At 67.3% G+C, this 14,309-nt stretch carries 16 protein-coding genes; 4 read left to right on the forward strand and 12 right to left on the reverse strand.

Going from position 1 to position 14,309, the window contains the following annotated elements:
- Positions 1 to 211: 211 nt before the first annotated feature.
- The gene (locus tag JYG37_RS17710; RefSeq protein ID WP_050011142.1) at positions 212 to 931 is read right to left on the reverse strand and encodes an SDR family oxidoreductase; all 720 of its coding nucleotides are present in this window, start codon (positions 929 to 931) and stop codon (positions 212 to 214) included.
- A 133-nt stretch (positions 932 to 1,064) separates the two neighbouring features.
- On the opposite strand from JYG37_RS17710, the gene JYG37_RS17715 reads away from it, so the two are divergent.
- From JYG37_RS17715 to JYG37_RS17725, 3 genes are all read left to right on the forward strand, one after another.
- Positions 1,065 to 2,042 (forward strand): LysR family transcriptional regulator, encoded by a 978-nt coding sequence (locus JYG37_RS17715; RefSeq protein ID WP_213345676.1) that lies wholly within the window; start codon positions 1,065 to 1,067, stop codon positions 2,040 to 2,042.
- A 142-nt stretch (positions 2,043 to 2,184) separates the two neighbouring features.
- Positions 2,185 to 3,573: a nucleobase:cation symporter-2 family protein gene (locus JYG37_RS17720; RefSeq protein ID WP_124679727.1), complete on the forward strand. Its 1,389-nt coding sequence runs from the start codon at positions 2,185 to 2,187 to the stop codon at positions 3,571 to 3,573.
- 68 nt (positions 3,574 to 3,641) lie between these two features.
- Positions 3,642 to 4,067, forward strand: coding sequence for an NUDIX hydrolase (locus JYG37_RS17725; RefSeq protein ID WP_050011145.1), 426 nt, complete (start codon positions 3,642 to 3,644; stop codon positions 4,065 to 4,067).
- Positions 4,068 to 4,128: 61 nt separating this feature from the next.
- Here the strand turns inward: JYG37_RS17725 and JYG37_RS17730 are convergent, their stop codons facing one another.
- The 3 genes from JYG37_RS17730 to JYG37_RS17740 form a co-directional block, all read right to left on the reverse strand.
- Positions 4,129 to 4,341 carry a hypothetical protein gene (locus JYG37_RS17730; RefSeq protein WP_050011377.1) on the reverse strand — a complete coding sequence of 71 codons (213 nt, stop codon included), beginning with the start codon at positions 4,339 to 4,341 and terminating at the stop codon, positions 4,129 to 4,131.
- Positions 4,342 to 4,565: 224 nt separating this feature from the next.
- Positions 4,566 to 5,906, reverse strand: coding sequence for an APC family permease (locus JYG37_RS17735; protein WP_124630475.1), 1,341 nt, complete (start codon positions 5,904 to 5,906; stop codon positions 4,566 to 4,568).
- Positions 5,907 to 6,045: 139 nt separating this feature from the next.
- On the reverse strand, positions 6,046 to 6,891 hold the full coding sequence (locus tag JYG37_RS17740; RefSeq protein WP_176015389.1) for a carbon-nitrogen hydrolase family protein: 846 nt from the start codon (positions 6,889 to 6,891) through the stop codon (positions 6,046 to 6,048).
- A gap of 176 nt (positions 6,892 to 7,067) precedes the next feature.
- On the opposite strand from JYG37_RS17740, the gene JYG37_RS17745 reads away from it, so the two are divergent.
- Positions 7,068 to 7,886 carry a response regulator transcription factor gene (locus tag JYG37_RS17745; protein WP_124554053.1) on the forward strand — a complete coding sequence of 273 codons (819 nt, stop codon included), beginning with the start codon at positions 7,068 to 7,070 and terminating at the stop codon, positions 7,884 to 7,886.
- 82 nt (positions 7,887 to 7,968) lie between these two features.
- Here JYG37_RS17745 and JYG37_RS17750 read toward each other — a convergent pair whose 3' ends face one another.
- The 8 genes from JYG37_RS17750 to JYG37_RS17785 form a co-directional block, all read right to left on the reverse strand.
- A complete protein-coding gene (locus JYG37_RS17750) occupies positions 7,969 to 8,358 on the reverse strand; it encodes an HrpB1 family type III secretion system apparatus protein (RefSeq protein ID WP_050011378.1) in 390 nt (129 codons plus the stop codon).
- Between the two features lie 75 nt (positions 8,359 to 8,433).
- The gene (gene sctT, locus JYG37_RS17755; protein WP_050011149.1) at positions 8,434 to 9,240 is read right to left on the reverse strand and encodes a type III secretion system export apparatus subunit SctT; all 807 of its coding nucleotides are present in this window, start codon (positions 9,238 to 9,240) and stop codon (positions 8,434 to 8,436) included.
- A gap of 52 nt (positions 9,241 to 9,292) precedes the next feature.
- On the reverse strand, positions 9,293 to 9,778 hold the full coding sequence (locus JYG37_RS17760) for a type III secretion system protein (RefSeq protein WP_050011150.1): 486 nt from the start codon (positions 9,776 to 9,778) through the stop codon (positions 9,293 to 9,295).
- Positions 9,779 to 9,793: 15 nt separating this feature from the next.
- Positions 9,794 to 11,185, reverse strand: coding sequence for a type III secretion system ATPase SctN (gene sctN, locus JYG37_RS17765; RefSeq protein WP_080334121.1), 1,392 nt, complete (start codon positions 11,183 to 11,185; stop codon positions 9,794 to 9,796).
- A 51-nt stretch (positions 11,186 to 11,236) separates the two neighbouring features.
- The gene (gene sctL, locus JYG37_RS17770; protein ID WP_213345677.1) at positions 11,237 to 12,268 is read right to left on the reverse strand and encodes a type III secretion system stator protein SctL; all 1,032 of its coding nucleotides are present in this window, start codon (positions 12,266 to 12,268) and stop codon (positions 11,237 to 11,239) included.
- Positions 12,262 to 13,074 carry a type III secretion protein HrpB4 gene (locus JYG37_RS17775; protein WP_249746001.1) on the reverse strand — a complete coding sequence of 271 codons (813 nt, stop codon included), beginning with the start codon at positions 13,072 to 13,074 and terminating at the stop codon, positions 12,262 to 12,264. Before JYG37_RS17775 ends, sctL begins: the two co-directional genes overlap by 7 nt.
- Positions 13,071 to 13,865 (reverse strand): type III secretion system inner membrane ring lipoprotein SctJ, encoded by a 795-nt coding sequence (sctJ, locus tag JYG37_RS17780; RefSeq protein ID WP_204384185.1) that lies wholly within the window; start codon positions 13,863 to 13,865, stop codon positions 13,071 to 13,073. The genes JYG37_RS17775 and sctJ overlap by 4 nt, the downstream gene beginning before the upstream one ends.
- Positions 13,866 to 13,908: 43 nt before the next feature.
- Positions 13,909 to 14,307, reverse strand: a complete 399-nt coding sequence (locus JYG37_RS17785; protein ID WP_124554048.1) for a serine kinase — start codon at positions 14,305 to 14,307, stop codon at positions 13,909 to 13,911.
- Positions 14,308 to 14,309 lie beyond the last annotated feature (2 nt).

Here is a 14,309-nt window from a genome sequence, read left to right on the forward strand (position 1 = left end):
CGCGACGGGAGCGCCCCCCATCCGCCACGAACCGGATGAATTCAAACGCGATGAGGCGGCACCGTATCGCTGACGCGTCGTCGCATTGTATTGAATCGGCACGGCCTGCGCTGTGCCGCGACCGGGCCGCCAACGGCAGGCCGAATCGCGCCGCACGTTCACGCCGAGCCGGAACCGGGCCGGCCGCCGCGCGCTTGCGCCGCCGCCCCGGCTACCACGGCACCGTCCGCCCCAGATAGTCGAGATACTCGAGCCCGGGCCGCGCCCGCTTCGCCAGCAGCACGTCGACGAGGCTCGGCACGCTCTCGTCGATGGTCAGGCGCGCGTCGGGCCCGCCGAGTTCGGTGCGGACCCAGCCGGGCGCCATCAGCGCCAGCGCGCGGCGCGTATCGGCCTGACGCGCCGCGAAGCTGCGCATGAACTGGTTCAGCGCGGCCTTGCTGCCGCGATACACCTCGCGCATCCCGCTGACGTTGTTCGCGACGCTGCCCTGCCCCGACGACATCGCGCCGATCAGCCCGTCGTCGGTCACGAGATCCTGCAGCGTCTCGATCGCGCGCATCGGCGCCAGCGCATTCGTGATCATCACGCGCACGAATTCGTCGGTCGTCACTTCGCCGATCGTTTCATTCGGATCGTTGGTCGTGCCCGCATTCACGAACAGCATGTCGAAGCGCCGGCCGGACAGGCGCTCGCGCAGCGCGGCCAGTTGCGCGGGCTCGCAGATGTCGAGCGTGCCGATCTCGAGCCGGCCGTCGAACCGGTCGGCCAGGTCGTGCAGCTTGGTGCGCCCCGATCCTTCGCGCACGGTGCCCGTCACGTTCCAGCCCTTGTTCAGGAATGCCTCCGCCATTGCCAGTCCGAGGCCGCGCGACGCCGCGACGAGGAGGATCGCGGAGGTATTTCGTCGATTCGATTCAGTCGATTGCATGGTTTTTCGCCTTTGCAGTGTTTCGTCATGCGCCCACTATAGGCGCGCACCATGACAGGCGCCAGACGCACCCAATGCAATCGATAGTTGCACTCAACGCCATGTTATCGGCGCAAAAGCGTATCCTGTCCGCATGGAAGACATCGACCTGAACCTCGTCACCGCGCTCGACGTGCTGCTGTCGGAGAGCAGCGTGACCGGCGCCGCACGCCGGCTGGGCCTGAGCACGTCCGCGATGAGCCGCACGCTCACGCGGCTGCGCCTCGCCACCGGCGATCAATTGCTCGTGCGCGCCGGGCGCAAGCTCGTGCCGACGCCTCATGCCGCCGCGCTGCGCGACCGTGTCCATGCGGTCGCGCGCGACGCGCGCGCCGTGCTCCGGCCGGCGACGGCCGACGTCGATCTTGCAACGCTCACGGCTACGTTCACCGTTCGCGCGGCCGCATCGTTCATGGAAATGCTGGCCGGCCCGGTCGTCGCCGCACTGGCCGACGTCGCACCGCACGTACGGATCGGCTTCGTCCCGAAGCGCGACCGCGATCCGCAGGCGCTGCGCGACGGCACCGTCGACCTCGAGATCGGCAAGCGCGGCGACGACGCGCCCGAGCTGCATACGCGCATGCTCTTTCACGACTGGCACGTCGCGGTGGCGCGCGCCGGGCATCCGCTGTTCGCGTCGGCCCGGATCACGGCCGCGCGCTATGCCGCCTGCCGCCACGTGATGGCGGCCCAACTCGGCGATTTCGGCGGGCCGGCCGACGACTCGACCGGCCATGACGGCCCGGACCCTGCGGTGCACGTCGTCGTGCCGGGCTACCCCGACGCGATGCGTGTCGCGGCCAGCACCGACCTGATCGCGCTGGTGCCGCGCTCGAGCCTCGGCAACGCGTGCTCGCCCGGGCTCACCGAAGCGCTCGGGCTGCGCAGCTTCGAGGTCCCGGTCCGCCTGCCGGCGATCCTCGTGTCGGCGCTGTGGCATCCGCGCATGCACGGCGACCCCGTCCATCGCCGTCTGCGCGACACGGTCATCGCCGTGTGCCAGCGCGCGTATCCGGATTCCCGTCCGCCACGCACGACGGCGCGCGGCAAGGGAGCCCGCGCGGCCGGCTGACGTGGGTTTGCGGGCGTGCTTGCCGGCCAGCCGCGCGGCCGGCAACGCACCGCCGACGCCCCACTACCGCGGCCCGGCCGGGCGGCGCCGCCAGCCCCTTCGGCTAAAATGCCGCACTTTCCACCTTGCCCGCCCGCTCGCCATGCAACCCGCCTCCTCCGCCCCATCCGCCTCCCACGGCGCCGACGCCGCAGACGCGGCCCGCGACCTCGTCTACGGCCCGAACGACCGGCCGGCGCCGATGGTCGCGTTCGTCGCCGCGCTGCAGCACCTGCTGGCGATCATCGTGCCGATCGTCACGCCCGGCCTGCTGATCTGCCAGGCGCTCGGCGTGTCCAGCCGCGATACGACCCTGATCGTGTCGATGTCGCTGGTGATTTCCGGCATCGCGACCTTCGTCCAGTGCAAGCGCTTCGGCCCGCTCGGCGCCGGCCTGCTGATCGTCCAGGGCACCAGCTTCAACTTCGTCGGCCCGCTGATCGCCGGCGGCAGCCTGATGGTCAAGCAGGGCACGCCGGTCGAGACCGTGATGGCCGCGATCTTCGGCGTCGTGATCGCCGGGTCGTTCATCGAGATGGGCGTGTCGCGCATCCTGCCGTTCGTGAAGCGCCTGATCACGCCGCTCGTCACCGGTATCGTCGTGCTGCTGATCGGCCTCACGCTGATCAAGGTCGGCCTGATCAGCATGGGCGGCGGCTACGGCGCGATGGCCAAGGGCACCTTTGCGAGCGCCGAGAACCTGACGCTGTCGGGCCTCGTGCTCGGCACGATCATCCTGCTGAACCGCGTGCCGGTCGTCTGGGTGCGCAGCACCGCGCTCGTCATCGCGCTCGCGATCGGCTACCTCGCGGCCGCGTTCCTCGGCCGCCTCGACTTCACCGGCATGCACCAGGCCGCGCTGTTCCAGGTGCCGACGCCGCTGCATTTCGGCATCGGCTTCTCGTGGGCGCTGTTCGTGCCGATGCTGATCATCTACCTCGTCACGTCGCTCGAGGCGATCGGCGACGTGACGGCCACCAGCAAGATCTCGAACGAGCCGGTCGAAGGGCCGGTGTGGATGCAGCGGATCAAGGGCGGCGTGCTCGTCAACGGTGCGAACTCGCTGCTGGCCGGCGTGTTCAACACGTTCCCGAGCTCGGTATTCGCGCAGAACAACGGCGTGATCCAGATCACCGGCGTCGCGAGCCGTCACGTCGGCATCTGGATCGCGGCGATGCTCGTCGTGCTCGGCCTGTTCCCGGTCGTCGCCGGCGTGCTGCAGGCCGTGCCCGAGCCCGTGCTCGGCGGTGCGGCGATGGTGATGTTCGGCGCCGTGGCCGCGTCGGGCATCAACATCCTCGCGGGCGTGCACCTCGATCGCCGCGCGCTGCTGATCATCGCGGTGTCGCTCGCGCTCGGCCTCGGCGTGTCGCAGGTGCCGGACATCCTCAACAGCCTGCCGCATGCGCTGAAGAACGTGCTGGAATCGGGCGTGGCGACGGGCGGCATCTGCGCGCTCGTGATGAACTGGTTCCTGCCGGAAAGGAAGTAACGGCAATCAATCGTCAAACCCGGTCAGGGCGCCTTGGCCGATCGATTTCGGCTGGTTAGAATCACCGCATGCCCCAAACCCTCGCGCCCGACCAAACCCCCGAAACGACTGCCGTTCCGATCAAGGAACGCGCGACCGTCGTCTGCTATCGCGATGCGCGCGTGTTGCTCGTCACGCGCGCGGCGTCGCGCTGGGCCCTTCCCGGCGGCACGATCAAGCGCGGGGAAACCCCGCTCGAAGCCGCGCATCGCGAATTGGGCGAGGAAACCGGCATGACCGGCCAGGATCTGGTGTACTCGATGCAGTTCACCGGACTCGCGAAGATCCATCACGTGTTCTTCGCGGAAGTCGGGCCGGACCAGACGCCGCAAGCGAGCAACGAGATCGAGAAATGCAAGTGGTTTCCGATCGACAGCGTCGACCGTCTGCGCGCGAGTATTCCGACGAAGCGAATCGTCGAACTCGTCTACAACCACGAAATCCGCAACGCGTAGCGCCCGCCCGGCGCCGTCGGCCGGCTCGAGTCGCGTGTCGCGATCAGCGGGGCGCGAACGCTCAGTGCGAGCGCTTTCTTCGCAGTTCGTGCGTGGAATAGACGACGAGGAAGATGCCCAGCATCGCGACGCCGGACGCCATGAAGTCGTTTGCGCTGCCCGAGCTGCGCAGCGCCGCCGGGAAAATACCCAAGCTCAATCCCGCACCAGCAAGAAGCAATCCTGCTGCCACGCCCCAGATCGGTCCGGCGGTCTTGTCGATTATGTTTTTCATACAGCACCCGTCTACGGTCGTTACCTGAACGGTATCGGCAATCAGCGCCGCGTCTACCTTCAGCGATTCCACTATAACCGGAAGAAATTCCGCAAGCTTCTGGTGCTTTTCCCGATCAAGTTTCGGCGGCCGCGGCCGCCACGTGCGGCCGGGTCGCGCAACCTGCCGCAGGTTATTGGGTGCGCCCGTCCAGCTTCCGGATCACGTCGTCACTGATCGGTCGTTCAAATCGCCACTTCCGGCGGCGCCTGGCGAAACAGCCGCGTCATCCAGCACAGATACACGAGCCCGAGCACGAACCATGCGACGCCGAGCACGAGCGCCGTCTTCTCGAGGCTCACGAGCAGCCAGATATCGGACACCGCGCCGATCAACGGAAACACGAGGCCGCCGAATACCCCGATCCTGCGCTCACCGTGATGGTCCGACAGATACAGCCGGATCACGCAAAGATTGACGGCAGTAAAGGCGAGGAACGCGCCGAAGTTGATGAACGACGTCGACGTGGCGACATCCAGCTTCAGCGCGATCAATCCGACGACGCCGGCGAGGGCGATATTGATCGCGGGCGTCTTGAAGCGCGGATGAATGAACCCGAAGATGCGCTTCGGCAGGATTTCGTCGCGGCCCATCGCATACAGCAGCCGCCCGACGCTCGCTTGCGCGGAGATGCCCGATGCGAACTGCGCGAGGATCAGGCCCGCGAGGAACACGGTGACGAACAGGTCGCCGCCGATCATCTTCGCGACTTCGAACGCGGCCGAATCCGTATCCTTGAATTCGACGCCGGGATGCGCGAGCTGCATCGTATACGCCGCGATCACGAAAATCGCGCCGCCGATCAGCGCAATCAGCAGGATCGCACGCGGCATGTTCTTTTTCGGATCGATCGTTTCCTCGGTCAACGTCGAGACGGCGTCGAAGCCGAGATACGAATACGCGGCGATCGCGGCGCCTGCCATCGTCGCGCCGAACGGCACGTGCGGCCTGAAGAACGGCTCCGCCATCGCGATGCCGCCCGGGCCCGCCGCAGCCGACGCATAGTGCCAGCACAGCACGACGAACATCGCGACGATCGCCAGTTGCACGACCATCAGCACGATATTGAAGCGCGCGGCCAGTTCGATGCCGACGATGTTCAATCCGCTCGTCAGCACGATGAACGCGACGATCCAGATCCAGGTCGGCACGTGCGGAAATGCCGCGTTCAGGTACGCCGCACCGATCAGCCAGATCACCATCGGCAGGAAGAAATAATCGAGCAGCGTCGCCCAGCCGATCATGAAGCCCAGGTGCGGGTTGAACGTCCTGCGCGTGTACGTGTAGGCCGAGCCGGCGGCCGGATAGAGCCGCGCGAGCTTGCCGTAGCTGAGCGCGGTGAATGCGATGGCGATCAGCGCGAGCAGATAGGCGAGCGCGGCCGTATCGTCGCTGGCCTTGGCGAGCACGCCGTAGGTACCGTAGACGATCAGCGGCGCCATATAGGCGAGACCGAACAGCAGCACGGACGGCAGGCCGAGCGTGCGCTTCAGGCGGACGGGTTCACTGGATGACGACGCTTGCATGTGATCTCCTGGGCCCCTCTGGGGCCGATGCGAGTGCCTGGGTGCCGTGCGGCAGGCATTTCCGGCATGTCAATGGGACGACCGGGCATGTGCGGGCATCGCGCCCTGCTCCATGCATCGGATGGACCGGGGATTCGGGCTACTCGGTGCGGTGACGGCCCGCGTCGATCGTGAGCACGCGACTCCCGTCAACCTGTTCGACAGGCGACAGACCGAGCGCCACGCGTGCGTCGTGCAGATAGCTGTAATGCTCGCGACTTGCTTCGAGGCGAGTCGGATCGAGGCTCGCCGGTGCGACGGCTTCGTCCCGGCCGAGTTCGATCGTGCTCTCGCCAAACGGATCGACCAGCGTGGACAGGCCGGCGAACGTCAGATCGTCGTCGCCGGGCCCGCAGCGATTCACCATCACCGCGAACATCTGGTTCTCCATCGCACGTGCCGCGATCGCGCGGTGATGGACGGGCCCGAACGGGTCCATGTTGCCGTTGGTGACGATCAGCAGATCGGCGTCGAGCGCGGCGACCGCGCGCGCCGTCTCGGGGAATTCGATGTCGTAGCAGATCAGCAGGCCGACCGTCAGGTCGTTCCAGACGCAGGTCGCGAAGCGGTCGCCCGGCGTGAATACGCCGACATCCGACGCCCACAGATGGGTCTTGCGATAGCGCAGGACGATGTCGCCCCGCTCGTCGACGAGTACCGTCGTGTTGTAGAACCGTTCGCCGTCGCGCTCCGCGAGGCCCACCGCGACGGCAACGCCCTTGCGACGTGCCGCATCGCGTACCGCCACCAGCCGCGGGCCGTCGAGCGTCTCGGCGACGTCGGCGACGTTCTCCCGCGTCGGGAAACCCGACAGCGTCGTTTCGGGGAACACGATCAGTTTCGTGCCGCCGGCCACGTCGGCGCGCTCGATCGTGTCGATCACCTTGCGCGTGTTGTGCACGACGTCTCCGTCGACGAGCGACAGTTGCGCGAGTTCTACCTGCATGAAGCCCTCTCCTTCCAATTGCCTTTCAGTGGCATGTCGTATGCGTTGCACGAGTCATGCGACGCGCGTCGAGCGAAGCGGCGAACGGCCCGCCGCCCGTCGAATCGAGGCCGATTATCGGGTTATTATTTTTGACCTGAAATTCCCCGCCAGGGTTACCCTCACCGGAGCACACGATGGACCTCGAATGGCGAGATCTCGCTTTTCATCGGGAGATTGGCTCGGCCATCGACGCCCTCGACGGCCCGCATTTCTGGGCGCGTCTCACGCGCGTACTCGAGCGGCATCTCGATTTCGACAACTGGGTCGCGCTGCGCTTCGCGCGCGATGCGGCGCCGCTCGTGCTTGCCGAACAGGCGATGCCGGACGGCAAGATCGACCTGATGTTCCAGGACTATCTGGCCGCGCTCTACCAGCTCGATCCGTTCTATCTCGCCGCGTTCGAAACGCAGGCGTCGGGCTTCTACACGCTCGCCGACGTCGCGCCGGACAACTTCCGGATGACCGAGTATTACCAGCGGTACTTCAAGAAGAACATCGTCGGTGACGAAGTGCATTTCAACGTCGTGATCGATCGCGATCACACGCTGGGCTTCTCGCTCGGCAAGACGAGCAAATACGACGAGCGCGAGATCGCATTGCTTACGCTTTACACACCCTGGGTGCTGTCGTTGATGCAGCAGCGCCTGCGCTTCGAAACGTTCGTCGTGAACGAAACGCCGCGCGCGAGGCAACCCGAAGCGCCCGATCCGCACACGCGCTTCGGCATGCTGACCGGAAAGAGCGGACGCGGCGCATTGACGACGCGTGAAACCGAAGTGGCGATGCTGTCGTTGAGCGGCTTCTCCACGCGGGCGATCGGGGAAAAACTGTCGATCTCGTTCGAGACCGTGCGCGCACACAAGAAGCACATCTATGCAAAGCTCGGTGTCGGGTCGCAGTCGGAACTGTTTGCGCTGTTCTACGATCCAGCGGGGGCGGGTGAATCCGCGTGATATGAGCGGCGGCGATGTTGCGCGCTCTCCCGTTCTTTCGGCGGGAAGGCGGCCGAACACGGCGCTGGGAGCTTGCGGACGGCTATCCGCGCCCGATCGCGGGCGCGGCGAGCAGCGCCTGGGCGGTGCGCGTCGCCATCGGGTCGTCGGATCGGTACGCCGCCGCGTAGGCATAGGTACGCCACGATGCATCGCCAAGCGCGTAAAGACATACGGCCGCGAGCGCCATGCCGCGCGACGACAGCGCGCCATCGCGCTCGACCCGGCGCAATTCGCTCAGCGCCTCGCCCCACGCGCGTGCCCGCACATGCCACCAGGCCAGCACCTCGCGCATTTCGCCGTTCCCGGGACGCAGCACCGCCATCGCATCGAGCAGGTCCTGAACGTCCGAAAACGTATCCAGCGCCGCACCGGCCCACAGCACGTCCATCATCCCCGTAACGATCGCGTTGTCGCTCAACGTCTCGATCATGTTCTTCTCCCGGCCTTTTCCGTCAATCGCCATCGTCGAACGCATACTTGCGCTCGCTCGCGCATTCGGCGCGTTTCACTTGCCGCCCGCGAGCGCCCTCGCCTCGGCCGCGATGCCCACGAGCGACAGCTGATCGCGTACCTGATCGATGAAAATCGCCGCCATCAGCGCGAGCATCAGGATCGTGAGCGCGCCTTTCACGGGCTGCGCCAGCGACGGCAGATCGAGCTTTTGCGACACCTTCCCGGTAAAGCCGAAGCCGATATCGATCAGCAGCAGCATCAGCATCATCGGCGTGGCCAGCTTCGCCACCGTTTCCATCAGCGAGTCGGTCTTCAGCAGCACGAACGATTCGAGTACCGATCCCCCGGCCGGCATGAGGTTCGCCAGCGGCCACCAGGTATACGATTCGTAGATCGCGCCGAGGAGGAACGTCATGCCGCCCAGACACCAGAACGCCGCGATCGCGAACTGGCTCAGGAGCGTGGAAGTCAGCGACGTCTGCTGCCCCTGGCTCGGGTTCTGCATCTGCAGTTGATTGAAACCGGTCAGATCGTCGACGTACGTGCCGACGCTCTCGGCGGCCCAGAACACCGTCGACGCCGCGAAGCCCAGACCGACGCCGATCAGCGCCTCCTTCAACCCGATGCCCACGAGCATCGTCGCATCCCCTTGCTCGAGCAGGCCGCGTTGCCCGTAGGCGATGAAGCTGCCCCACAGCAGCGCCAGCGCGGTGCGCACGCGGCCTTGCACGACGTTGTCGGACGTCGGCGGAAAAATCATCATCAGGACCATCAATCGTTCGCTGCAAAGGCCCAGCACGATCAGAAACCTGACCAGTTGATGGCTCGATTCGATCGATGCGAAGGTAATCTCGCTCATTTCAGTCGCCTGTCGTTCAATGGATGCGCGGCTTGCGGGCGCGCTCGCCGCTTCAAAACGCCGGGCTGGGCCGGCGGCTCTCCGATGTTTCCTCGTCCTGCGCGTCCTCGATCGCGAGCTCGATCGCCTTGACGAGCGTGTCGCGCCGCTTCTCGTAGATGTCGATGCGGGCACGGTTGCGCAGGATCTCCGTGCGCAGCGCACCGATCTGCGCCTCCTTCGCCGCCAGCGCCTGCCCGGCCTGCGCCGCCCGGGCCTCGAGCATCGCGTGCTGCTCGGCCGCGTGCGAGCGGAATTCGCGCAGCTTCAGATACGCGTCCGCCCGGAAGGAAACGCTGCCCAGCATCGCGTCGATCTTGCCGTCGTGCGCGGCGAGCCCGGCCGCATGCGCGCGCACCGCCGCGCGGCTTTCCTCCAACGCGTCGATGAGCGCCTGCAGCTCGCCGCGCAAGCCGCCGAGCGCCGCATTGAGCTTGCGATCGAGCTGGCGGCGGCGCGACAGCACGCGCTCGAACGCGGCAACGCGGCGGTCTTTCATCGCTTGCCTCCGGCATCAGGACTGCACGATCTCGCCGAGGGCCGCGAGCGTGTCGTTCGGGTCGACGAGCAGATCGGTCGGTTGGCCGAGGAAATCCCGAATCGCGTCGATCTTCGCGATGGCTTCGTCGGCAAGCGCATCGGTGCCGCTCTGATACTCGCCCACCTGCAGCAGCAATTCGACCTCCTTGTGCTTGGCCATCAGCCGGCGCACGTGCCCCGCCGCCGCCACGTGCTCGCGCGGCACCACCTGCGTCATCACGCGAGAAAGACTGCCGAGCACGTCGATCGCCGGATAGCGGTTCTGTGCCGCAATCTCGCGCGAAAGAATCATGTGGCCGTCGAGAATGCCCCGTACTTCCTCGGCGATCGGGTCGCCGCCCGATTCGTCCTCGGCCAGCACGGTATAAAGGGCGGTGATCGAACCATGCTCCGAGCGGCCCGCGCGCTCCAGCAGCCGCGGCAGCTCCGCGAAGATCGACGGTGGAAAGCCGCGCCGCGTCGGCGGCTCGCCCATCGCCAGGCCGATTTCGCGCTGCGCACGCGCAAAGCGCGTCAGCGAATCCATCATCAGCAGCACACGCATGCCGCGGTCGCGGAAGTATTCGGCCACCGCCGTTGCCGCATAAGCGGCCTTCGCGCGCTCGATCGACGAGCGGTCCGATGTCGCGCAGACGACGACCGAGCGGGCCATTCCCTCGGGCCCGAGAATGTGCTCGCAGAATTCGCGCACTTCGCGGCCGCGCTCCCCGATCAACGCGATCACGTTGACGTCGCAGCGCGCCCCGCGTGCGAACATGCCCATCAACGTACTCTTGCCGACGCCGGCCGGCGCGAAGATGCCCATGCGCTGGCCCTCGGCCAGCGTCATCATGCCGTCGACGACGCGCACGCCCGTCGGCATCGGGGTATCGACGACGGGCCGCGACATCGGATCGGGTGGATCGGCGATGACGGGCTGCCACTCGTCGCATTCGAGCGGCCCCTTGCCGTCGATCGGCTCGCCCAGGCTGTCGATCACGCGGCCGAGCAGGCGGGGGCCGATGCGCAGCGAAAGCGGACGCCGGAGTCCCACCACGCGTGTCGCCCGCGACACGCTGCCGAGCCGGCCGAACGGCGAGAGCAGCGCGACGTCGCGCGAGAAGCCGACCACCTCGGCACGCTGCAGCAACGCGCCTTCGGGCGAGCGCAGCTCGCATAGCTCGCCGAGCGTCGCATCGAGCCCCGATACGCGTACGAGCGTGCCGATCACTTCCTGGACCTTGCCGCATGCGGCGGGTTGTGGGCGGGCGCGCAGTTCGCGCTCCATCGCATCCATCAGCGCCGAGAAGCCGCGTACGTCCCGTAGCTGCGCGATGGGCACCCCGCTCGCTTCGTCGGTTTCGAAACCGTCCGCGCTGTCGATCATGGCGCTCCTTTCGTTGTCGTGTCTTCTTCCACGTGCCGCTCGAAGATCGGTTCAGATGGACATCGCGTCGGCGTCGGCATACGCGGCATCGGTCCACCCCTCGTCGCGCAGGTCGCCCGCCGTTTGCACGGCCGCGGCCTCGTCTTGCCAACCTTCTTCGTCGCCGATGTCGCCGATGTCGCCGATGTCGCCGATGTTGCTGATGTCGCTGATGTCGCCGTCGTCCGCGCGCGCATCCGGGTCCGCCAGGCCCTCGCCGGCTCCGACGGCGTACTCGCCGATCGGCACCTCGTCGTTGCCCGCGAAACCGGTCTGCACGTCGACGGCTTGCGCGTCATCCCCGGGCCGCGCATCCGGCGCGTCGCGCGATGGGCCCTCCGTCACGCTTCGCACCGCGCGCGCCAAGGCATCGCGCATCGCCGCCAAGTGCAACGACAAGCTCGCGTCGATCGCGCCCAGGTCGGTTTCGGCGACGCATGCGCCGGGCGCAAGCGTCGCGTCGGCCGCCACGCACAGCCGCACGGAGCGCCCTGCCTCGCGCCACGCCGCGGCCGCTTCGTCGAAGGCCGCGCTCGCCGCGGCCAGATCCGACGGATGAACACGCAGATGAACGGGGCTGCCGTCGGCGACGATCCGCTCGACCGTCGCGGCCGCGCGGGCGAAAAGCGCTTCAGGCTCCACTGACGCGACGATCTGCTCGACCGCCAGCGTCACCAGCCCGGCCAGCCGGTCATGCTGCCCGGGCGCGAGCCGGCAGGCTTCGGCATGCGCGGCCGCCGCGCGTTCGTGCCAATCGGTCAGCCCCCGCCGCAAACCGTCGTCATAGCCGCGCTCGGCCGCTTGCGCGAACTCGCGCATGGCGCGCTCGACGAGTTCGTCCGCGCGGGCGCGGGCTTCGTCGAGCAGCATGCGGGCCTCGGCGCGCGCCGCGTCCAGCGCCTCGTCGCATTGCCGGCGCATCTCCGCGTACGCCGCATCGATCTCGACGATCGCCGCGACGCGTTCGTGGCGCAGGACGTCGCCTTCGACGCCCACGCCGAGATCCGTGCCTTCGGCCTGCGGATTGCGTAACCAGATCACCATGACCCCTCCGGAAACAAGTCGGGCAGTTGCGAGACGATCGAAAGGCTCGGGCTCGCGCCTTCCGGAGACGGTAGCGACGGCGGCAACGAAGGGAACGGCAACGGCCCCCCGTCGTCGCGCGCCGGCATGGCCAACCGCATGATCGCGAGCGGGCCGCCCGGCGCCCATCGGCGGTCGCGCGCGAACAGCCGAAAGCCGAGCCACGCGAGGTCATCGCCATCGGCGGCGTCGAGCGGCACTTGCATGACCGCTGCCGCGTGGTGCGCGCGCGCGGCAAGCGAGCGCGCATCGCCGGCAAGCTCGCGCCCGCGCGCGAAGAGCAGATTGACGCCGCGCGCCCCGATCCAGCCCGTCAACTTCTCGCGACGCGGCCGGTCGATCCACGCGCGCAACGGCTCCGCCTGCTCCACGAGCGCGCGCAAGCGGAATACGGTCAGACAATCGTGCGCCGGCAGCAACGCAAGCGCCGTTTCCGGCGCGTTGAACGCGGCAAGCGGCGGCACCGGCATGCCCCATTCGTCGAGCAGCGCATCGGCAAGCGCCTCGGCCTGCGCGGGGCTGCATGCGCCGATTCGGTCCGCACCGGGCACGCGTGCAAGCCACGCCGGATGCATCCAGTCGAACAGCGTACGCCGGCGCCGATGGTAGGCGGCCAGTCTCGCCGCCACGGCCGCCGGCGTCTCGCCGTGCGGGGCGGCAACGCTGTCGGCGGCTGCGTCGTATGCATCGGCTGCGTCGTATGCGCTCATCATGGGCTCACCCATGCTTGCCATGCCGGCCACGCGATCGTTCGGATCGACGGTCATGCCGGCGCTTTCGCTGCACGCCCCGTCCGGCGCGCGAGCAGGCCCGCAAGTCCGCCGCCGCCCTTGAGCAGGTTGCCGCGCAACAGCGCGAAGCCGCCGGCGATCGTCAACAGCAGCAAGCCGAGCGCGCCGCCCGCATAGACGACCCAGCCGTCCTGGCGGTGCGGGTGGGCGGGCGGATCGAGCGCATCGGCCGGCACGCTGGTCACGCTGACCTGATCGTAGGTCAGCCCCTCTATGCTGTGCACGACCAGGTTCTTGATCGCCGGCGTCATCCGCTCGAGATTCGCGTCGGGCCGGTACTTGATGAAGACCGATGCGGACGACGGCTTGACCGACTGTGCGAGCGGGTCGTTGTTCGGCAGCACGATCTGCACGCGCGCCACGACCACGCCGTCGATCTTCGACAACGTGTCGTCGAGTTCCTGCGACAAACCGTAAATGAAGCGCACGCGCTCCTCGGTCGGCGTGGAAACGAGCCCGTCCTTCTTGAACAGCGAGCCGAGGTCGTCGAATTTCTTGCGCGGCAGGCCGCGTGCGCGCAGCACTTCCACCGCATGCACGATCTGCTTTTCGTCGACGCTGACCGACCAGGTCTTGCCGCCATCGGGCGTGCTCTTTTGCGCGTCGACGCCGGACATCAGCAGCGCGGCCGCCATTTCGTTGCAGTCGCTTTCGGTCAATTGCCCGTAGAGTTCCTGCTTGCAGGCCGCAAGCGACAGCACGAGCGCCGCCACCGCGACGAGCCGCCATGCGGAGTGCAGCCTCGAAGGCATGAGGTTCGGTTTCATCAGTTGCTCCGAGAAGCCCTGTCCTTCAGGACGGGGAGTCAAGTCATTGGTTCTTCATGAGCGTCTGCACGGCGTCCTTCGACGACTGCACGGTCGCCATCTTCACCTGCAGATCGGCGTTCAGGCTGGCGATCTCGAGCTGGATGGTCATGTCGGCGGCGGCAAGGCGCTCCATCGACAGCGCGCTCATGTGCTGAGTCATGTAGAGCACGTCGTTCGGCACTTGCCGGTAATAGTCCGCCTGCTCCTCGACTGCTTTCGTCACGAGGTCCGCGCGCTCGGTCGGGTGGACGGCTGCCGCATGCTGGGGCGCCGAAGCCATCATCGCCTGGAATTTGTCGACGAGCGGCTGCGATACCGCGTCCGCATTCGGCGCCGCGGGCGTCGTGCCGGTGACGCGGGCCAGTTCGTACTGGAGTTGCGATGCAGTCGTGATGCTCATTT

This window comes from Burkholderia sp. LAS2 (genome assembly GCF_018417615.1).
GTDB classification, from domain to species: Bacteria; Pseudomonadota; Gammaproteobacteria; order Burkholderiales; family Burkholderiaceae; genus Burkholderia; species Burkholderia sola.